Here is a 20,788-nt window from a genome sequence, read left to right on the forward strand (position 1 = left end):
ATTTAAAAGGAGACTTACATGGGAGAACTAACATTTAAAGGGCTAAAGGTTGACGAATTGGACCTTACAAACAAGATTGAAGGACAGGTAGAATTAGATATTTCACAGAGAGCATCATTTAATGTGAAGTATTCTAATGACAACCTTCATTGCATGGCTAATCTTACAATTGATATGATGGAGAAAACACATCCAATGGATTTCAATTTTAAGATTAGTGCTACAGCATTATTTGACTGTGAGGAAGGAATGGACAAGAAAGAAATTCATAAGAAAGCATATGATGAAATTTATCCACATGTGCGTGCACTTGTCATTACATTTATGGTTAATTCAGGACTTCCACCAATCGTTATTCCGAAGGTTAAGATGGATGAATCTAATATTAAGATAGAAGAAAATAAGAAGATTGAAGACAATAATTTGTACAGCTAGTATCAAAATAGAGTCAAAAAACCGTTTTCATCACTTTCTTGAAAATTAAAACATAATAAAAATTAAAAAAACAAAATAAACTATACAAAATGCACAAATACAAAAAAAACAAAGCTAAAAAGTAACTGAAAAGTGTACACTTTCAACAAAAAAATAAAAAATATTTTTGTATTGTTGCAAAAAACGTTTTTAATTTTTAAACTATAAGAGTATTAGATTTTTAGGTAACATAATAATCTAAACCCTTTCAATTTTGTGGCACCTCAAATTGAGGTGCCATTCCTGTTTTTACGATTCAAATTCGTAATCTTCCAAAATCTTAATATTTGAATCCGCAAAGAATAAGTGTATAATGGCAACATAGATTAAGAAAAAGGATAAAGCCTAAGATGAAATACAGGAAAATAAAAAAAGGAAATTTTATAGAAAGACCTAACAGATTTATTGCATATGTTAATGTGGAAGGGGAAGAGAATAATCCCCAGATAGTACATGTAAAGAATACAGGAAGATGTAAAGAACTATTAGTGGATAATGCAACAGTATTTTTGGAAGAATCAGACAATCCCAACAGAAAGACTAAGTATGACCTTGTAAAGGTAATAAAAAACGGCATTCTTATAAACATGGATTCACAGGCACCTAATAAGGTGGTTAATGAGTGGCTTCTTAATAATGGTTTGTTTAAGAATACTGAATTGGTAAAGCCGGAGAAAACATTTGAGAAATCAAGATTTGACTTTTATGTTGAAGGCGATGGCAAGAAAGCCTGGATTGAGGTTAAAGGCGTAACTCTTGAAAAAGACGGTGTGGCCATGTTTCCGGACGCTCCAAGCGATAGAGCAGTTAAACATATTGAACATCTTATAAAAGCCAAAAACATAGGATATGAGGCATATATTGTCTTTGTGATTCAGATGAAAGGGATTAAATATTTTACTCCAAACAGGGAAACCCACCCACAGTTTTGTGAGACTCTTATAAAAGCAAACAAGTCTGGTGTAAAAATTTTGGCGTATGATTGCATTGTAACAGAGGATGAATTAAAAATAGACCAACCGGTAAAAATACTGTTATAACTTAGTAAAAACATATTAACAGAGGAAGGTAAAAAATTACTAAAAAATTTACTTAAAACGCAGAAAAATATTACCAAAATAATGGACAAAAAATTGTTATAATTGTTTATAAAATAAAGCGTGTAGACTGTTGACTAAAAAAGACTAATAGTGGTATTATATAGGGAAAATGGGGTTTAAAAAAAAGGCTAAAAATTATTAATTTATAAATTTATTTAGAAGAGGTTAGATATTATGAAGAAGTTAATTTTAGTAACATCTCCACCAGCATGTGGAAAAACATTTGTAACAAAGAAATTAGCAAAGGCTATGCCTAACTGTGTTTATCTTGATAAGGATTCACTTATCGTATTATCAAAACAGATTTTTGTTGTAGCTAATCAGGAATACAACAGAAGCTCAGATTTCTTTGAAGAAAATATCAGAAACTATGAATACGATGCAATCATGGAAGTTGCAAGAGAAGCATTAGAATATAATGATACAGTATTCATTAACTCACCATTTACAAGAGAAGTTAGAACTCCAGGTTATATGGAGAATCTTAGACAGGATCTTTTAAAGATTGGTGCAGAATTAGTTGTAGTTTGGGTACAGTGTGATGTTGAAGTTTGCAGACAGAGAATGATAGCACGTAACTCAGACAGAGATACATGGAAACTTGAAAACTGGGATGAGTACATTAAGAAGATTAATTTCACAGTACCTGATGGAATTAAGAATTTATTCTTATTTAATAATTCATCTGATGAAGCTTTCAAGAAGTCATTAGACGAAGCAGTAAAATATTTTAAAAATTTAAAATAGTCTTTTAAGACAGTTTACTTAAAAAGAGAAGGGACGCCTAAGTTTCTTCTCTTTTGTGTTATAACAAAAAAGTAACAATTTGTTAAAATAAAGTCTATTGAAATATAAAAAATAAGAGTAAAATAAAAAATATCAAACGAAGAGGAGTTTGATTAGCGTTTGGTTTTTGATATCCAAACTAAATAAATATGAAAAACAAATTTAAATCAAAAGGAGGGATTTCATTATGAACATAAGTAAGTTTACACAAAAATCTGTGGAAGCTATTCAGAACTGTGAGAAAGTTGCAGCTGAATATGGCAATCAGGAGATTGACCAGGAGCATTTAATCTACAGTCTTATTACATTAGACGACAGTCTGATTATTAAGTTAATTGAAAAGATGGAAATCCAGCCGGAGCATTTTAGAAATAGGGTAGAAGATTATATAGCAAAAAAGCCTAAGGTGCAGGGTGGAAATCCATATGTAAGTCAGGCACTTAATAATGCCTTGATTTATGCCGAAGATGAGGCTAAAAGAATGGGAGATGAATATGTATCAGTTGAACATATTTTCCTTTCATTAATAGACAGACCTAATAAAGAAGTGGCAGAACTATTTAGAGAGTATGGGATTAAGAGAGAAAGATTTCTTGGAGCGTTGGAGACTGTTAGAGGTAATGTGAAAGTTACATCTGATAATCCTGAAAGCACATATGATGCTTTGTCTAAGTATGGACAGGATTTGGTTGAAAGAGCAAGAAATCAGAAACTTGATCCGGTAATCGGACGTGATAGTGAAATTAGAAACGTAATCAGAATACTTTCACGTAAAACAAAAAATAATCCGGTATTAATAGGTGAGCCTGGTGTTGGTAAAACAGCAGCAGTAGAAGGATTGGCACAGCGTATTGTACGTGGTGATGTTCCTGAAGGACTAAAGGACAAAAAGATATTTGCCCTTGATTTGGGAGCTCTTGTAGCGGGAGCCAAATACAGAGGTGAGTTTGAGGAGAGATTAAAGGCAGTTCTTGAAGATGTAAAGAACAGTGATGGAAACATTATATTGTTTATTGATGAACTTCATACAATTGTTGGTGCAGGAAAAACAGACGGAGCAATGGATGCAGGTAATATGTTAAAACCAATGCTTGCAAGAGGTGAACTTCATTGTATAGGTGCAACAACATTAGATGAATATAGACAATATATTGAAAAAGATAAGGCTTTGGAAAGAAGATTTCAGCCTGTAATGGTAAATGAACCTACTGTTGAAGATACAATTTCAATTTTAAGAGGTTTAAAAGAAAGATATGAAGTTTTCCACGGTGTAAAAATCCAGGATGGGGCATTAGTAAGTGCAGCAACACTTTCAGATAGATATATAACAGATAGATTTCTTCCGGATAAGGCTATTGACTTAGTTGATGAGGCATGCGCTTTAATTAAGACGGAAATGGACTCAATGCCTACTGAACTTGATGAACTTAGAAGAAAAGTAATGCAGTTAGAAATAGAAGAGGCAGCGCTTAAGAAAGAAACAGATAATTTAAGCAAAGAAAGATTAGCTGAACTTCAAAAAGAATTGGCAGAAATGCGTGATGAGTTTAATAACAAGAAAGCACAGTGGGAAAATGAAAAAGATTCTGTAACAAAATTACAGGATTTAAGAGAACAGGTTGAAAATGTTAAGAAGGACATTGAAAAAGCCCAGAGTGAATACAATCTTGAAAAGGCAGCAGAACTTCAGTATGGTAAGTTACCACAACTTCAGAAACAGTTAGAGGCTGAAGAAGCAGCAGTTAAGAATAAAGATTTATCATTGCTTAGGGAAAGTGTAACAGATGAGGAAATAGCAAGAATAATATCAAGATGGACAGGAATTCCGGTAGCAAAACTTACGGAAACAGAAAGAGAAAAAACACTTCATCTTGATAAGCAACTTCACAAACGTGTCATTGGACAGGATGAGGCAGTAACAAAGATTACTGAATCAATTATCAGGTCTAAGGCAGGCATAAAGGATCCAAGTAAACCTATCGGTTCTTTCTTATTCTTAGGACCTACAGGTGTTGGTAAGACTGAATTGGCAAAAGCTTTGGCACAAAACTTATTTGATGATGAAAGTAATATGGTCAGAATTGATATGAGTGAGTATATGGAAAAATACAGTGTGTCAAGATTAATCGGAGCGCCTCCGGGATATGTTGGATACGATGAAGGCGGTCAGCTTACTGAGGCAGTAAGACGTAAACCTTATTCGGTTGTACTTTTTGATGAAGTTGAAAAGGCACATCCGGATGTGTTTAACGTACTTTTACAGGTACTTGACGATGGTCGTATTACAGACTCACAGGGTAGAACAGTAGACTTTAAGAATACAATTTTGATTATGACTTCAAATATTGGTTCATCATATCTGTTAGAAGGAATTGATGACAATGGCAACATTAAGCAGGAAAATCAGGACCTTGTAATGAATGATTTAAGAAATCATTTCAGACCAGAGTTCTTAAACAGACTTGATGAAATTATTATGTTTAAGCCTTTAACAAGGGATAACATTGGCGGAATTGTAGATCTTGTAATTGACAGTGTTAACGAAAGATTAAAGGATAGAGAGTTACAGATTAAGCTTACTGATGCAGCAAAAACTTATGTTGCAGATAACGGATATGATCCGGTTTATGGTGCAAGACCATTAAAGAGATATTTGCAGAAGAATGTTGAAACATTGGCCGCAAGAGTTATTCTTGAAGGTAAGGTTAGTATGGGAGATACAATAACCTTCGATGTTGTTGACGGAAAGCTGGCAGTTGTTTAAAGAGAACTGATTAAATTTAATTACACGGATTGCTTTGTGCTTTGCACTCCCGCAATCCGTGTAATTAAAATAATATATTTTTCATATAATGATTAATAAAATATTGTGTGAAGAGTATTGAAAAGAATATTAAATAAAAAAATTTTAGTTGGAATATTATTAATAGGAATGTTAATAATAGGAATGGCATTTATTTACGGCAACTATAGGAACAGTGAAGTTGTTCTTACTAATCTAAATATTACAAATGTAAAGGATGCCATACCTAAGGTGGCTTTGACTTTTGATGACGGTCCCAGTAGCGTTTATACAAAAATATTGCTTGACGGACTTAAGGAGAGAAAGGTAAAAGCCACCTTTTTTCTTGTAGGAGAGAACGTGGAAAATAACAAAAAGCTGACAAAAAGAATTTCAAAAGAAGGTCATCTTATCGGAAATCATACATATTCACACGCAGACCTTGCAAGGACTAATTACAATAAGGCATCGGTTGAAATTAATAAGACTAATGAGATTATAACAAGTATTACAGGAACTTCTCCAAAGTATATAAGACCGCCTTACGGAGATGTGAACAAGAAACTTTTGGAAAATACAGGAATGAGGGTGGTTCTTTGGAATGTTGACCCGGAAGACTGGAAGGACCAGAATGCAGACATTGTCGTTAACAGAATTATAAGCCATGTAAGACCGGGAGACATTATATTGCTTCACGATATTTTTAAAAGTTCAGTTGAGGCAGCCTTAAAGACTGTAGATATTTTGCAGGATAAGGGATATCAGTTTGTTACTGTGGATAAATTAAATAACAGTACAATAAAATAAAAGTTGAAAAAATAGATTTAACAAATAAATGTAATTGAGAAAAGTTATGGATAATGATATACTTGTCAGGAACTTGTGTGAAAAATTAGAAAAGTAGGAGAATTAAAAGAATGAATTTATTAAAACATTATGTTATGATTTTTTTTGTTTCAATGGTTCCCATTGTAGAACTTAGAGGAGCAATACCAATTTCTCAGGGCTTTGGCTTGCCATTGTTACAATCATATATTATTTGTGTAATTGGAAACATGCTTCCTGTACCGGTAATATTCTTTTTCGCAAGAAAGGTACTTATTTGGGGAAAGGATAAAAAGTTTATTGGAGGATTCTTTACATGGTGCCTTGACAAAGGTGAACGTGGAGGCGAGAAGCTTAAAGAAAAGGCAGGCAAAGGCTTATATGTAGCTTTATTATTATTTGTTGGTATTCCACTTCCGGGCACAGGCGCATGGACCGGAACATTGGCTGCAAGCTTTTTGGATATGGACTTTAAGAAGAGCGTTATTGCATGTATGTGTGGAGTATTGTTAGCCGGCGTTATAATGGGCGTTGGAAGCGTGGCAGGCGTTTCATTCTTTAAGGCATTGTTTTAAAGAATGAAAACAATTATGGAATTTTTATTATAAAAATGAAAGAGAACATAGGATGAGTAATACAAAAAACAAGAATTATTATGGATTTAAACAGAATAAACAGGAAAATCCTTATGGACGTTATACACCGGGTACAGTTGGCAAGATTGCCATTGCAGTAACAGTACCTTCAGCTATAATTGCTTTTGTGTCAGTAATGATTGCACTTTTGACACCTATGATTCAGGCACTTATGGTTACATTGATAACATTTATTATATCTTTTGTGGGAAGTGTAATTCTTGCAATAGATATAGTAATATTCAATAGAAAACAGAGCAAAAAAAGTGGCACATCAGACCAGCCTAAGCAGTTAGACATAATGAGAATCGTGCATTTGATAGTTGGCATTGGTGTGGGAATTATTATCGGATATTTAATCTGGGGAAACAAATAAAAAAGTTGGATATGGACAATGAAATAAAGGAGACAGACATGAACAATCTACCAAAAGATCCTGTAATGCTTCTAAGCGTAGTAAATACTAATCTTCGCGATTTCTACAGTAACTTAGATGAATTTTGCAAAGCAAAAGACGCAGATAAACAGGAAATAATAGAGAAGTTAAAAATGATTGAGTATACATATGATGAAGAAAAAAATCAGTTTGTGTAGAGAATAAATGAATTAAAAAATCCTTGCAGATTCAGAAAATGAAACTGCAGGGATTTTTTTGTTGCTATTATCAAAATAAAAAATATCTAATCTATCTTTTATCAAGTGGCACATAAACTGCCTTTTTTGCAACGTTCTTATATGCAGGACGTATGATTTTGCCGGCGTTGATTAATTCTTCAATACGGTGTGCACACCAGCCGGCCATTCTGGCGGAAGCAAACATTGGAGTGTAAAGTCCGTCAGGAAGTCCAAGCATTGAATAAACGAAACCGCTATAGAAGTCAACGTTTGCCCCAACACTTTTCTGTCTCTTGTGAGCTTTTGAAATCACTTCAGGAGCAAGTCTTTCAACATTCTGGTATAATGCAAATTCATCAAGACGATTCTTTTCAGCAGCAAGGTCTTTTGTGAAAGCTTTAAGAAGCTTTGCACGAGGATCGGAAATGGCGTAAACTGCATGACCAATACCATAGATTAAACCTGACTGATCGAAAATACGCTTCTCAAGAAGAGCATTTAAATAATTCTTAATTTCGTCATCATCATTCCAGTCATTGATTGTTTCCTTCATATGATCAAACATATGCTTAACTTTAATATTAGCACCACCATGTTTAGGTCCTTTTAATGAACAAAGGGCAGCTGCAATAGCCGAATAAGTATCTGTTCCTGAAGATGAAACAACATGGTCTGTGAAAGTTGAGTTATTACCACCACCATGTTCAGCATGAAGAACAAGAGCTAAGTCAAGGATTTTGGCTTCAAGTTCTGTATAAGAGCTGTCAGGACGTAAAAGTCTTAAAATGTTTTCGGCAGTTGACAGGTTAACATCAGGATTAATAATATATAAATTATCACCATGATGATAATGTCTGTGAGCCTGATATCCGTAAACGGATATAAGTGGAACTCTGGCAATAAGGCTTAAGCTCTGTCTTAAAACATTAGGAATTGAAGTGTCATCAGGATTTTCATCCCATGAATAAAGTGAGAGAACACTTCTTGCAAGAAGGTTCATCATATCTCTACTTGTAGCTTTCATAATAATATCACGGACAAAACTTGGTGGAAGAGTTCTATATTCGGCAAGAACTTTGTTGAAATTAGCAAGTCTCTTTTCAGATGGAAGTTCGCCGAAGAGAAGAAGATAAGTAACCTCTTCAAAACCAAAACGATTCTCTTTTAAGAAACCATGAACAATATCTTCTACATCAATACCTCTATAAAAAAGCTTTCCTTCAACGGGAACAACTTTACCGTCAATAGTTTCATATGAATGAACATCACCGATTTCAGTTAAACCGGTAAGAACACCCTTGCCTGTATTTCTATCACGAAGACCACGCTTAACATCAAATTTATCGTAGAGATTTGGATCAATACATGAATTATTAATACATCTGTCTGCATATTTATTAATCTGAACTGTAAGTGGATCGTCGAACTGTTCTTCTTTTTCATTTAATAACATAAGAAAACCTCCCTTTTATGAGTGTAAAGTCTACCACATAACTTAATTTTCTACAATAAAACCATATCTAAACATAATAAAATAAAGCAAATAGTATATTTTGTTAAGACAAAACATTAAAATATTAGGCAAATAATAATGTGAATGTTTTTTAAAAATTAATGCATAAATATTTGCAATGAGCATATTTGATAGGATGATATAAACAATAATCTGTACTATATATCTATGGCAGTAAAGCTACTTAGTGCTAATTATTTAGAATTTAATTTTATCTATTATACAAAATAAATGTGAAATGTGGTAGAATAAAAGCCAAATATGTTGTTATAAGACAGTTAATAGAGGTTTAATAGATATAATGGATATTTTTGATTACGCAAGAAGTGTTAACAGTGAGAAGGAATCGCCGTTAGCAAGCAGATTAAGACCTAAAACTTTAGACCAGGTTGTAGGACAGGAACATATAATAGGAAAAGACAAATTACTATATAGAGCAATAAAAGCAGACAAAATTAGTTCAATTATTTTTTACGGTCCTCCGGGAACGGGAAAGACTACATTGGCTAAGGTTATTGCCAATACTACAAGTGCAGATTTTATGCAGTTAAATGCAACTGTGGCAGGAAAGAAAGATATGGAAGACGTGGTTGCAAAGGCTAAACAGAATATGGCAATGAGTGGTAGGAAGACTATTCTTTTTGTAGATGAAATTCATCGCTTTAATAAGGGACAACAGGACTATCTTCTTCCTTTTGTTGAAGACGGAACGGTTATACTTATTGGGGCAACAACAGAGAATCCATATTTTGAAGTTAACTCAGCTTTAATATCAAGGTCAATTGTTTTTGAATTACATCCTTTAAGTGTGGAAAACATTAAGACACTTATACTAAGGGCAGTAAATGACAAAACTGACGGAATGGGAATTTATAACGGAGTAATTGATGATGATGCGGTTATGTTTTTGGCAGAGATTTCAAATGGGGATGCAAGAACAGCGTTAAATGCAGTAGAGCTTGGTATTTTGACTACAGATCCGGCACAGGATGGCAAGATACATATTACATTGGAAGTAGCACAGCAATGTGTTCAGAAGAGAGCATTAAAATATGACAAGTCAGGAGATAATCATTACGATACAATTTCTGCATTTATAAAAAGTATGCGAGGTTCTGATCCTGATGCGGCAGTGTATTATTTATCAAGAATGCTTTATGCAGGGGAAAGCGTTGACTTTATATCAAGAAGAATTTTGATTTGTGCGGCAGAAGATGTTGGCATGGCAAATCCACAGGCGTTAGTTGTTGCCAATGCAGCAGCCCAGGCAGTTCATCAGGTTGGTATGCCTGAAGCCCAGATAATATTGTCGGAGGCAGTTATTTATGTGGCTTCATCGCCAAAGAGCAACTCAGCCTGCAATGCAATTTTTGCAGCAAATGAAGTGGTAAGAAGTACTGTTACGGCAAAGGTTCCGGCACATTTACAGGATGCACATTATAAAGGCTCAGCCAAGCTTGGTCACGGAATCGGATACAAGTACGCACACGATTATCCAAATCATTATGTGAAACAACAATATCTTCCTGACGGTTTGGAAGATAGCAGGTTCTATGAACCGGGAGATTTAGGATACGAAGTAGAAGTTAAGAATTACTTTAAAAAGATAAAGGAAGATTAGTATAAAATATCCAAATCCGGATTAAAAGGATTGTGAACTGCTTTGCATTTCCATAATCCTAAGAGAGTTAAAATCAGAGGTGAAATAATTGAAGACTTTAATTGACAAGTTAGCAGCAGGAGTTTCAACATATGAAATGCCTGATGCGGAAGTTTTAGAAAACAGAATAGCCGTAGAGCTGGAAACAGGGGATTACAAACGGGGAGAATTAAACATAAAAAGTAAAAACAATCTTCCTATAAAAGGAGTTGTATTTTCTACTGATAATCATATAACTTTCGAGAACAATCAGTTTAACGGCATTAACAATGTGATTAGATATAGCGTAAGCAGTAAGAATCTGGAGCAGGGACAGATCTGCAACGGAACAATAAGCATGGTTACAACTGCAGGAGGTTTTGACATTCCTTTTGCAATAACAATAAAGAAAAGAGAGCTGGAATCAACAATAGGAATGATTGGGGGTTTTAATGATTTCTTAAGACTTATTAATGAAAGTTATGACGAGGCATTAATATTATTCCTTTCAAAAGAATTTAAGGAGTTTTTCCTAAAAAACGATAGTTTCGGCTCTACATTGTATGACATGGTGCTTCATAACAGTAACCGTGGAATTGCAATGGAAGAGTTTCTTGTGGGAATGGGACTAAAAAAGAGAGTTGCCATTAGTACAAAGGAGAATTATAGAGAATATTCCAATATTAAAGAGAACTATGCAGACACGATTAATCTTGAAAGAAGTTGTCTTGGATATGCGGAAATAAATGTTACAGTTGAAGGTGATTTCCTTTATAACTGCAAGTCACAGGTTAAGGGCGATGATTTTAATGGCAAAGTTGCAGAATATGAATTTTATATTAATGCAGCCAGACTTCACGGAGGAAGTAACCACGGCAGATTAATTTTTGAGACAACTAACGAAACAATTGTTTACGACATTGTAATAGTAAATGAAAAAGACGAAATTAACGATTACATAGAAGAAAAGAAGAACAACATAGGTCTTATAAAGAACTATCTTGACTTTAGAACCGGTGTTATTGATGGTAAAAAATGGATTAATGAAATGTCAAAAATGGCACAGGAACGACTGGAAAAGAACGAAGACGACCTTGTTGGTATTTTGGTTAAGGCTCAGGTGGCAATTGCCGAAAATAATACAGAGGAAGCTACATCATATCTTGACAGGGCATCTAAGCAGATGGCAATAAAGGACAAAAATAATGTAGAAGAATACTGTTACTATCTGTACTTAAAAACATTACATAAAAACAATCCTAATTATACTAACGAAATAAAGGCAGAAATCAAGAAATACTTTGAAAGTGGTCATGACACATGGCAGTTATTGTGGCTTCTATTTTACATGGATGAAAGATATGACGAAAATCCGAGCTTAAAATATACAATGATTAAGCGAATGTTTGGAGAAGGATGTTTCAGTCCGGTTATGTATTTTGAGGCGGCAAATATTTTAATTAATCAGCCTGAACTTTTAAGAATCCTTAACAGTTTTGAAATTCAGGTATTAAACTTTGCGGCAAAATACAAAATCGTGACAAAAGACCTTGCCAAGCAGACAGCAGAGCTTATGATTAAGGACAAGGCATATAATGAAGGATACTTTAACATACTTGAAAGATTTTATGAGCAGACTAAGGAAGAAGAGGTTCTTACATGTATATGTACAATGATTATTAATGGCAATAAGTTGGACCACAGCTATTCCAAGTGGCTTACAGAAGGTGTCAGGGAAGAACTTAGAATTACTAATTTGTATGAATATTATATTTATACAATTAATACTTCTAATTATAAGCCATTGGAGAAGTCAGCATATAAGTATTTTTCTTACGGAACAGATACTTTAATGTATAACAAAGATTATTTTTACGCAAATCTGTTAACTAACATTAGTATGTTAGAGGATGAATATTTAAAATTCCGTGACGGCGTGGAAAAATATGCAACAGAACAATTACTTAAAGGCAACAACAATGACCATTTAAGACTGATTTACTCTAAGTTAATAACAGATGATTTTCTTGTAGGTAATATGCAGCAGGCAATGCCACAGGTTCTTAATACTTACAAGATAACAGTAAAAAATGAAAAAATAAAAACAGTTGTTGTACGTCATAAAGAAACAGAAAATATTATTACATCAACTGTGAATAACGGAGTGGCTTACGTAAGATTATATACAAAGAATCCTGTTATTTTATTTATGGATAACAAGGGCAGATTTATTTGGGAGTCTGACTATCAGATAAAACATTTAAAAATTGAAGCTCCAATTACAAAAAAAGGAAGCAGTAATCTTACTAAGCTTGTGGAAACAGAAAAGATTCTTGAACATCCTAATATGTACAAAGGTAAGGTTCAGGAATTAAAGGAAACAGTGGAAATTCCTGAATTATCAAAGCAATATCGTAATTCACTAAAGGAATTTATTGTGGATTATTATTACAAAGGCTACGATTTGGGAGAAATGGACATTTATATTATGCAGTTTAATCTGGCAGAGTTATCCAAAGTTTCCCGAAAGAAGATAATGGAGATTTTAATAGAAAGAAATCTTATGGAAATGGTTTATCCACATATTGCCAAGTATGGTTATGAAAGTATAAAGGTAAGCTTGCTTGAAAAACTTTGTGTGGAATTGGTTAAAGAGCCTGAGTTTGACAAAAACGAAATTCTTATAGAGATGTGTGCCGAATCTTTCAGAAATGGTTGCAGGGATGAGAATGTTCTTAAGTTCTTAGGCAAGTATTATGATTCAGGTTCCCTTGAATTATATCAGATGTTTTTGGCGGTTCAGTCAAGAAATATTAATGATAATACATTGGCTGAAAAGTTGTTGGTACAGCTTATTTTTGAAGGCAGTGTTGATAAGTCTATTTATGAAATATATGAAGAATACATTAAGGGACCAACATCTTCAGTTATAAGAAGGGCATTTTACACATATGTTTCTTATAATTATTTTATTAAAAAAGTTCAATGTCCTGAAAGAGTATGGGAAATAGTCGAACAGGAATTGGAAAACGGATTTGATGTAACATTAATTACAAAAATCGCTTTTGTGGAAGTAATGTCACAGAAAGATAAGCTTACTGAAAATCAAATTAAAATAACAAAGAACTTAATTGATACTTTAGTTAAGAGCAATGTTAATTTTGAATTTTATAAGAAGTTTAATAAATGGTACAAGATTCCGTTTAATCTTTTAGATAAGACAATTATAGATTTTAGAACTAATCCGAAACATAGAGTTGATATTACTTATGAGATTAAAAATCAGGAAGGAAAAACCGGAAAAGTTACAGAAGAAATGGGAAGCATTTATCCGGGAATTTTCTCAAAAGAAGTAATAATGTTCTACGGTGAGGAAATAGATTACAGTATAAAGGAGTATTCTAATGAATATCCGGAAGGTAAGGTTGTTGATAACTATTCAGTGAGAATATCAGAGAAGAATGCTTACAACGACGAAAGCCGTTTTGGAATAATTAACAGTATGATGATTTGCAAGGCTTTAGGCGAGGATGATGCAGCAAGAGATATGATGCAGACTTACGAACTTTGCAAGGAAGCAGGAAGAAAATTATTTAGATTATTGTAATCAGGGCAGACAATATAGGAGGATGAAACTTTGGGAAAAGGAATAATATTGGGAATCGATTTTTCCATAGACTTTACGCAAATGGCTGTGTTGGATGATGAAATTAATCCAAGATCCATTAGTATAGGAACAGAAGATAATTTTTTGATACCGTCTGTTGTATGTTATAACAGCGAATTAAATGAATGGTCAGCAGGTGACGAGGCTGTTAACAAAAGCAGATTAAATAATAGCACTGAATATAGAAAATTGCCGGAGATTTTAAAGCAGAACTATGGGGAAGATTTAACAAAACAGATTATTACAACGTATATGTCATATCTGCTAAAGGTTGCAGTAAATTACAGCAATGGCAAATTAATCAAAAATGTTCTTGTAACTTTAAATGAAGTTACACCGGAAATGATTGAATTAATTACAACCTCTTTTACTAATTTAGGTTACAATGCAAATGATATTAAGATAATAAGTCATTCAGAAAGTTTTGTATATTATGTTTTAAATCAGGGAAAAGATATTTGGATTAATCAGGTTTACTTCCTTAATTTTGACAGAAATGATTTTTCCTGCAGAAAGCTTAATGTTATAAAAGGCAAGCAGGTTCATGTGGCAGATGTTACAGTTGAAGACTTAAATGACAGGATGACATATGATTCGGTAAAGAATAACATGGATATGGCAGATGAAATTGTGGCAGATTATATGGAAGACCAGCTTAAGAAAAATGTTGTATCAGGTGTGTTTTTGTCAGGTGAAGGTTTTTATGCAGAAGGCTGGGCGAAAACTTTACAGACTATATGCAGAAACAGAAGAGTTTTTAAGGGAAATAACTTAATTGTAAAAGGTGCAGCTTATGCGGCAAAAGAGTTCTTTTATATGAAAACCCTTAAGGATTACATTATTTCATGTAAGGGCAGAACAAGAGTAAGAGTTACAATGTCTGTTAAACACAAAGAAAGAGACAGTATGGTAACATTGTCAGATATTGGTGATTATTGGTATCAGGCAAAATCAAAAACAGAATGTATAATGGAAGAACCTACAGAAGCTGTTTTTGAAATTCATAATATTATGAAACATACAACAGAAGAGTTTAGAATTGATTTGACGGAATTTCCAAAAAGACCACCGAAAACAACAAGAATCAGTGTTGATTTTAAATATTTATCAGAAAACAAATTCCAGATTACAATTACGGATTTAGGTTTTGGAGAGTTCTTTAAATCATCGGGAATGTCAGTTACAAAGGAAATAGAGATTGGCTAAAGGAGTAAATGAATATGAATGACATAACATTATGTACAATGCATACGGAAAAGCCTTATTATATTAAAGAAATTAACAAGAATATATATTCTATAGAAGAATTAAGTTATTACTTATTTAATTACCTTTATTTAATTGATGACCAGTTTTTCAGTGAAGGCTTAATTGATTATATTGAAAACGAACTTAAGCAACCTCACATTGCATCAGGTATAAGACAGATTAATGCCAACAAAGGAGCTTTGGGAGAAAAGATTTCTTTTCTTATAAAAAACGCCGGTTACTATACTGAGCGTGAAGCAGAAAAATTAGAAAACCATCTTGTTATGCTTAGTTCAAAAACAGCAGCAGAAAGAATTAAGGCTAAGGCAGATATTTTGATGGAAACAGACAAGTATAATATGGCAATTAATTACTATAATAGTATTTTAAGTAAGTCCATTAATACTGATTTGCCTGAAAGATTTTATGGTGATGTTTATAACAATCTTGGTGTGGCTTACGCAAGATTGTTTGAATACGACCAGGCTGCAACAGCTTTTAGATGTGCTTACAGGCTTAATGCTTCGGCAGAGTCTTTGGAATCAATAATAATGTGCGACCTTATTACTGATAATGAGAAGCGACTAAAAATGGATAAGGACAAATATGGTGTTTCTGACACTGTTATCAACAGAATTAAGACAGAAATAATTAAGCTTAATGCTGAAATTAAAACAGGTTGGAACAAAAAACAGGAAGATCAATATATGCAGCAGTGCAAGAAAGAATATATTGTAGAAATAAACAGTTAAATGTTTTGTGAACATAGTTGACAAACCAATTTAAAATCATTATTATTAGTTCATATATGGAAATGCGTAGAAGAAAAGGAGTAGCAGATAACCTTTTAAAGAGAGAGAGGGACGGTGGAAGCCTCTTAAAGCAGTGTCTGTGAAGGTAGTTTTGGAGCAGAGATGATGAATTGAGTAGTTGTCTACGGTTCGTCCCCGTTACAGGATATGATAAGTGAAAGATAAAGGTGGTACCGCGAGCAATCGCCCTTTATGCGGTACCGGCATTATACATAAGAAAGTCGTGCTGATACTGCAAAGGAGAGCACGACTTTCGTATTTGTTAACGAAAATCCGGTGCGTATTAAGAAATGTTAATAAATTAAAAAATAGGACTTAATATGTTAATAACATATCCTATGAAAACGGTTACGATTGGAGAAGAAAGATGAAAGAGATTGAAAAGAATTACAATCCGGCAGAGATTGAAGACAGATTGTACAGTAAGTGGCAGGAAAAGAAATACTTCCACGCAGAAGTAGATAGAAGTAAGAAACCTTTTACAATTGTTATGCCACCTCCAAATATTACAGGACAGCTTCATATGGGACATGCCCTTGATAATACAATGCAGGACATTCTTACACGTTTTAAGAGAATGCAGGGTTACGAAGCTTTATGGCTTCCTGGAACTGACCATGCATCAATTGCTACAGAAGCCAAGATTGTAGAAAAAATGCGTGAAGAAGGCATTACAAAAGAAGATTTAGGAAGAGAGAAATTCTTAGACAGAGCTTGGCAGTGGAAAGCACAGTACGGTGGTCGTATTGTTTCACAGCTTAAGAAGATAGGTTCTTCATGTGACTGGGATAGAGAAAGATTTACAATGGATGAAGGCTGTTCAAAGGCAGTTAAGGAAGTATTTGTAAACTTATACAACAAGGGACAGATTTACCGTGGTGAAAGAATCATTAACTGGTGTCCTCATTGTCTTACATCTATTTCAGATGCAGAAGTTGAATATGAAGATCAGGCAGGCAAGTTCTGGCATTTAAGATATCCTTTAACAGATGGTTCAGGATATATTCAGCTTGCAACAACAAGACCTGAAACATTACTTGGTGATACAGCAGTAGCAGTTAACCCAAATGATGACAGATATAAAGACTTAGTGGGAAAGACTCTTACACTTCCTTTAGTTGGAAGAGAGATTCCTATTGTGGCAGATGATTATGTAGGTATTGACTTTGGTACAGGTGTTGTTAAGATTACACCTGCACATGATCCTAACGATTTTGAAGTTGGACTTCGTCATAACTTACCTGTTATTAATGTACTAACAGATGATGCTAAGATTGTTGATGATTATCCTAAGTATGCAGGTATGGACAGATATGAAGCAAGAAAAGCAATCGTTGAAGATTTAGATAAAGAAGGATACCTTGTAAAGATTGAAGACCATGAACATAATGTAGGTACATGTTACAGATGTCATACTACAATCGAACCTAGAGTATCAAAACAGTGGTTTGTAAAGATGGAAGAAATTGCAAAACCTGCAATTGAAGCTGTTAAAAATGGTGACACTAAGTTTGTACCACCTCATTTTGACAAAACATATTTCCATTGGTTAGAAAACATCCGTGACTGGTGTATTTCACGTCAGTTATGGTGGGGACACAGGATTCCTGCATTCTATTGTGATGATTGTGGGGAAATGGTTGTTACAAAAGAAGATCATGCAGTATGTCCTAAGTGTGGTAAGGAAATGAGACAGGATCCTGATACACTTGATACATGGTTCTCATCAGCATTATGGCCTTTCTCAACACTTGGATGGCCTGACAACACAGAAGAATTAGATTATTTCTATCCTACAAATGTACTTGTTACAGGATATGACATTATTTTCTTCTGGGTAATCAGAATGATGTTCTCAGGACTTGAACATACAGGAAAAGTTCCTTTTGATACAGTTTTGATACATGGACTTGTTAGAGATTCACAGGGACGTAAAATGAGTAAGTCTCTTGGAAATGGTATTGATCCATTGGAAGTTATTGACAAATACGGTGCTGACGCATTAAGATTTACACTTATTACAGGTAATGCACCAGGTAATGATATGAGATTCTACTGGGAAAGAGTAGAAGCTTCAAGAAACTTTGCTAACAAAGTTTGGAACGCATCAAGATTTATTCAGATGAATATGCCTGAAGAAGGTATTGATGTGAAGAACAAACCTGAAAATCTTACAGATGCAGATAAGTGGATTTTATCAAAAGTTAACACTTTAGCCAAAGATGTGACAGAAAATCTTGATAAATTTGAGTTGGGTATCGCAGCAGACAAAATTTACGAATTTATTTGGGAAGAATTTTGTGACTGGTATATTGAAATGGTTAAGCCAAGATTGTACAATGATGATGACGATACTAAAAAGGCAGCACTTTGGACACTTAAGAAGGTATTAATCGATGCATTAAAACTTTTACATCCATATATGCCATTTATTACAGAAGAAATTTTCTGCAATTTACAGGATGAAGAAGAAACAATTATGCTTTCAAAATGGCCTGAATTTACAGAAGAATATGATTTTGCCAAAGAAGAAAAAGCAGTTGAAACTATTAAAGAGGCAGTTAGAAATATTAGAAATATCCGTTCAGAAATGAACGTTGCTCCAAGTAAGAAAGCTAAAGTTTTCGTAGTTTCAAGTGAAGAAGAAATTAAGACCATTTTCGAAAATGGTAAAGTATTCTTTGCAACATTAGGTTATGCAAGTGAAGTTATTATTCAGGATGACAAGTCAGGTATTGGTGATGATGCCGTATCAGTAGTTATTCCAAAGGCTACTATTTATATGCCTTTTGCTGAATTAGTTGATATTTCAAAGGAAATCGAACGTCTTAATAAGGAAGTTGAAAAGCTTAATAAAGAATTAGCAAGAGTTAACGGTATGTTAAGCAACCCTAATTTTGTAAGCAAGGCTCCTGAAAAGAAGATTAATGAAGAAAAGGCTAAACAGGCTAAATATCAGCAGATGATGGATCAGGTAAAGGAACAGTTGGCAAGATTACAGAAGTAGGAGGAAACGACCATGATAAATTTTGAAGAGGAAATCAAGAAGTTTCACCCAAGTCTAGAAATAGAAGAAGCAGAGGATGCCATTTACAATAATAACATTTCTGATATTACAGATGTTATGATTCAGATGGTTGAGGAACTTAAAGGCGACAAATAAAAGGCAAAGGATGGGTGTATAAATGATATGCTACAATTGTGGAAATGTCTTAACTAACAGTGATTATTGCAGTCATTGTGGTATGGACGTAAGCGTATACAAAAGAATAGTAAAATTATCAAATACCTATTACAATGCCGGTCTTACAAAAGCAAAAAACAGGGATTTGTCAGGTGCAGCAGATACTCTTAGAAGAAGTGTAAAACTTAACAAGAGAAACATTGATGCAAGAAATCTGTTAGGTCTTGTTTATTTTGAAATGGGTGAGACTGTTCAGGCATTTTCAGAATGGGTAATGAGTACAAATATTCAGCCGGATAATAACCCGGCTGAGAAATATCTTGTTGCAATACAGCAGGATAAAGGTAAGGTTAGCGAATTAAATCATACAATTAAGAAGTTTAATATTGCTCTTGATTATGCCAAAAGCGGTACAGATGACATGGCAATTATTCAGCTTAAGAAAGTATTGAATCAGAATCCTAACTTTATAAAAGCATACCAGTTGTTGGCACTGTTGTATTTAAAAGGCGGACAGTATGAGCGTGCAAAAAAATCCATAAAAAAATCTATGAAAATAGATAAATGTAATCCTCTTAGCATAAGATATTTAAGAGAGATTAACGAATATATGGATGAAGAGAAGAAAACTGATCCGGACAAGCGAATGGAAAGAAGAAGAAACCTTCGTGGAGTTATGGTAGACAGAGAATATCTTAGCGGAAATGATGTTATCATTCCTAAGAATAACTTTAAGGAAGCCATAACAGGAGCACAGAGTATTCTTCATATTGTTATTGGTTTGCTTTTAGGTGCAGCATTGGTTTACTTTATTGTAACACCGGCAAGAATGTCACATCTGACAGATCAGGCTAACAATGTAGGTGTTGAATACAATCAGAAGATTGCAATAAAAAATTCAACAATATCTGAATTAGAGAATCAGGTTGATACATTAAAAACAGAACAGAAGAAACTTAAATCAGACTTGGCACAGTATACAGACACAGGAAATACAGTTGCATCAAACTACAGTAACCTGTTAAAATCAGTAAATTATTATTTAAATGATGACTATAAGAACGCGGCAACAGCTTTAAGTGATGTTGATAGTAAGCTTAAGATGGACTCTGAAGACTTTACAACTGTTTATAAATGGTTAAGCAGTAAATTATCAAAACGTATTTCAGAAGAAGCTTACAATGCAGGAATGACAGCAAGAGATAAGGCAGATTATGACACAGCAATTAAGCAGTTTAAAAAATGTATTGAAGCTGACTCAGGTAATGTAGACGCAATATACTATCTTGCATGGAGTTACAAAAACAAAGGCGATTCAAAGAATGCCAATAAGTACTTCAAAGAGATATACGATAACTTCCCTAATTCATCACACTATGACACAGCAAAGAGCCAGCTTAACATAGATGACAGTAGCAGTAGTGGAGATAATGGAGACAACGGCGATAATGGAGATAATGGAGATAATGGCGACGGTGGCACTTCAGAATAAGGGATAAAGATTACAA

General features: G+C 33.8%; 16 protein-coding genes and 1 other annotated feature. Of the genes, 15 read left to right on the plus strand and 1 reads right to left on the minus strand.

What is annotated here, in order from left to right; genetic code table 11:
• Window positions 1–18: 18 nt before the first annotated feature.
• The 8 genes from NQ558_RS06595 (at window position 19) to NQ558_RS06630 (ending at window position 7,196) form a co-directional block, all read left to right on the plus strand.
• The gene (locus tag NQ558_RS06595) at window positions 19–435 is read left to right on the plus strand and encodes a hypothetical protein (RefSeq protein WP_005363671.1); all 417 of its coding nucleotides are present in this window, start codon (window positions 19–21) and stop codon (window positions 433–435) included.
• A 389-nt stretch (window positions 436–824) separates the two neighbouring features.
• Window positions 825–1,514, plus strand: a complete 690-nt coding sequence (gene sfsA / locus NQ558_RS06600) for a DNA/RNA nuclease SfsA (protein ID WP_005363672.1) — start codon at window positions 825–827, stop codon at window positions 1,512–1,514.
• A gap of 234 nt (window positions 1,515–1,748) precedes the next feature.
• On the plus strand, window positions 1,749–2,321 hold the full coding sequence (locus tag NQ558_RS06605; protein ID WP_005363673.1) for a P-loop nucleotide/nucleoside kinase family protein: 573 nt from the start codon (window positions 1,749–1,751) through the stop codon (window positions 2,319–2,321).
• A 226-nt stretch (window positions 2,322–2,547) separates the two neighbouring features.
• Window positions 2,548–5,124 carry an ATP-dependent chaperone ClpB gene (gene clpB / locus NQ558_RS06610; protein WP_005363674.1) on the plus strand — a complete coding sequence of 859 codons (2,577 nt, stop codon included), beginning with the start codon at window positions 2,548–2,550 and terminating at the stop codon, window positions 5,122–5,124.
• 117 nt (window positions 5,125–5,241) lie between these two features.
• Window positions 5,242–5,949 carry a polysaccharide deacetylase family protein gene (locus NQ558_RS06615; RefSeq protein WP_040447338.1) on the plus strand — a complete coding sequence of 236 codons (708 nt, stop codon included), beginning with the start codon at window positions 5,242–5,244 and terminating at the stop codon, window positions 5,947–5,949.
• 110 nt (window positions 5,950–6,059) lie between these two features.
• A complete protein-coding gene (locus NQ558_RS06620) occupies window positions 6,060–6,542 on the plus strand; it encodes a COG2426 family protein (protein ID WP_005363676.1) in 483 nt (160 codons plus the stop codon).
• Between the two features lie 52 nt (window positions 6,543–6,594).
• Complete coding sequence (locus tag NQ558_RS06625) at window positions 6,595–6,978, plus strand: hypothetical protein (protein WP_005363677.1); 384 nt, start codon at window positions 6,595–6,597, stop codon at window positions 6,976–6,978.
• Window positions 6,979–7,016: 38 nt separating this feature from the next.
• Complete coding sequence (locus NQ558_RS06630) at window positions 7,017–7,196, plus strand: DUF4250 domain-containing protein (RefSeq protein WP_040447341.1); 180 nt, start codon at window positions 7,017–7,019, stop codon at window positions 7,194–7,196.
• 91 nt (window positions 7,197–7,287) lie between these two features.
• On the opposite strand, the gene NQ558_RS06635 is transcribed toward NQ558_RS06630, so the two are convergent.
• The gene (locus NQ558_RS06635) at window positions 7,288–8,670 is read right to left on the minus strand and encodes a citrate/2-methylcitrate synthase (protein WP_005363679.1); all 1,383 of its coding nucleotides are present in this window, start codon (window positions 8,668–8,670) and stop codon (window positions 7,288–7,290) included.
• A gap of 361 nt (window positions 8,671–9,031) precedes the next feature.
• Between NQ558_RS06635 and NQ558_RS06640 the strand changes: the two genes are divergently transcribed.
• The 7 genes from NQ558_RS06640 to NQ558_RS06670 all read left to right on the plus strand — a co-directional run bounded on the left by NQ558_RS06640 (window position 9,032) and on the right by NQ558_RS06670 (window position 20,772).
• Window positions 9,032–10,351 carry a replication-associated recombination protein A gene (locus tag NQ558_RS06640; RefSeq protein WP_005363680.1) on the plus strand — a complete coding sequence of 440 codons (1,320 nt, stop codon included), beginning with the start codon at window positions 9,032–9,034 and terminating at the stop codon, window positions 10,349–10,351.
• Window positions 10,352–10,439: 88 nt separating this feature from the next.
• A complete protein-coding gene (locus NQ558_RS06645) occupies window positions 10,440–13,976 on the plus strand; it encodes a DUF5717 family protein (RefSeq protein ID WP_040447343.1) in 3,537 nt (1,178 codons plus the stop codon).
• A gap of 30 nt (window positions 13,977–14,006) precedes the next feature.
• Window positions 14,007–15,242 (plus strand): DUF5716 family protein, encoded by a 1,236-nt coding sequence (locus NQ558_RS06650; protein ID WP_040447344.1) that lies wholly within the window; start codon window positions 14,007–14,009, stop codon window positions 15,240–15,242.
• A 14-nt stretch (window positions 15,243–15,256) separates the two neighbouring features.
• Entirely contained in the window at window positions 15,257–16,036 is a 780-nt protein-coding gene (locus tag NQ558_RS06655) for a tetratricopeptide repeat protein (RefSeq protein WP_040447346.1), read from the plus strand.
• A 58-nt stretch (window positions 16,037–16,094) separates the two neighbouring features.
• Window positions 16,095–16,290 (plus strand) — a binding site (T-box leader).
• A gap of 173 nt (window positions 16,291–16,463) precedes the next feature.
• Entirely contained in the window at window positions 16,464–19,103 is a 2,640-nt protein-coding gene (locus NQ558_RS06660; RefSeq protein ID WP_005363684.1) for a valine--tRNA ligase, read from the plus strand.
• Between the two features lie 12 nt (window positions 19,104–19,115).
• Window positions 19,116–19,259 carry a hypothetical protein gene (locus NQ558_RS06665; protein ID WP_005363689.1) on the plus strand — a complete coding sequence of 48 codons (144 nt, stop codon included), beginning with the start codon at window positions 19,116–19,118 and terminating at the stop codon, window positions 19,257–19,259.
• A gap of 22 nt (window positions 19,260–19,281) precedes the next feature.
• Window positions 19,282–20,772, plus strand: a complete 1,491-nt coding sequence (locus tag NQ558_RS06670) for a tetratricopeptide repeat protein (protein ID WP_040447347.1) — start codon at window positions 19,282–19,284, stop codon at window positions 20,770–20,772.
• Window positions 20,773–20,788 lie beyond the last annotated feature (16 nt).

The sequence above is a fragment of the Eubacterium ventriosum genome, assembly GCF_025150745.1.
In the GTDB taxonomy this organism is placed as follows: Bacteria; Bacillota; Clostridia; order Lachnospirales; family Lachnospiraceae; genus Eubacterium_G; species Eubacterium_G ventriosum.

Coding starts and splice junctions, on each gene's coding strand:
- NQ558_RS06595 (WP_005363671.1), top strand. CDS start 19: ATGGGAGAACTAACATTTAAAGGGCTAAAGGTTGACGAATTGGACCTT.
- sfsA (WP_005363672.1), top strand. CDS start 825: ATGAAATACAGGAAAATAAAAAAAGGAAATTTTATAGAAAGACCTAAC.
- NQ558_RS06605 (WP_005363673.1), top strand. CDS start 1,749: ATGAAGAAGTTAATTTTAGTAACATCTCCACCAGCATGTGGAAAAACA.
- clpB (WP_005363674.1), top strand. CDS start 2,548: ATGAACATAAGTAAGTTTACACAAAAATCTGTGGAAGCTATTCAGAAC.
- NQ558_RS06620 (WP_005363676.1), top strand. CDS start 6,060: ATGAATTTATTAAAACATTATGTTATGATTTTTTTTGTTTCAATGGTT.
- NQ558_RS06625 (WP_005363677.1), top strand. CDS start 6,595: ATGAGTAATACAAAAAACAAGAATTATTATGGATTTAAACAGAATAAA.
- NQ558_RS06630 (WP_040447341.1), top strand. CDS start 7,017: ATGAACAATCTACCAAAAGATCCTGTAATGCTTCTAAGCGTAGTAAAT.
- NQ558_RS06635 (WP_005363679.1), bottom strand. CDS start 8,670: ATGTTATTAAATGAAAAAGAAGAACAGTTCGACGATCCACTTACAGTT.
- NQ558_RS06640 (WP_005363680.1), top strand. CDS start 9,032: ATGGATATTTTTGATTACGCAAGAAGTGTTAACAGTGAGAAGGAATCG.
- NQ558_RS06655 (WP_040447346.1), top strand. CDS start 15,257: ATGAATGACATAACATTATGTACAATGCATACGGAAAAGCCTTATTAT.
- NQ558_RS06660 (WP_005363684.1), top strand. CDS start 16,464: ATGAAAGAGATTGAAAAGAATTACAATCCGGCAGAGATTGAAGACAGA.
- NQ558_RS06665 (WP_005363689.1), top strand. CDS start 19,116: ATGATAAATTTTGAAGAGGAAATCAAGAAGTTTCACCCAAGTCTAGAA.
- NQ558_RS06670 (WP_040447347.1), top strand. CDS start 19,282: ATGATATGCTACAATTGTGGAAATGTCTTAACTAACAGTGATTATTGC.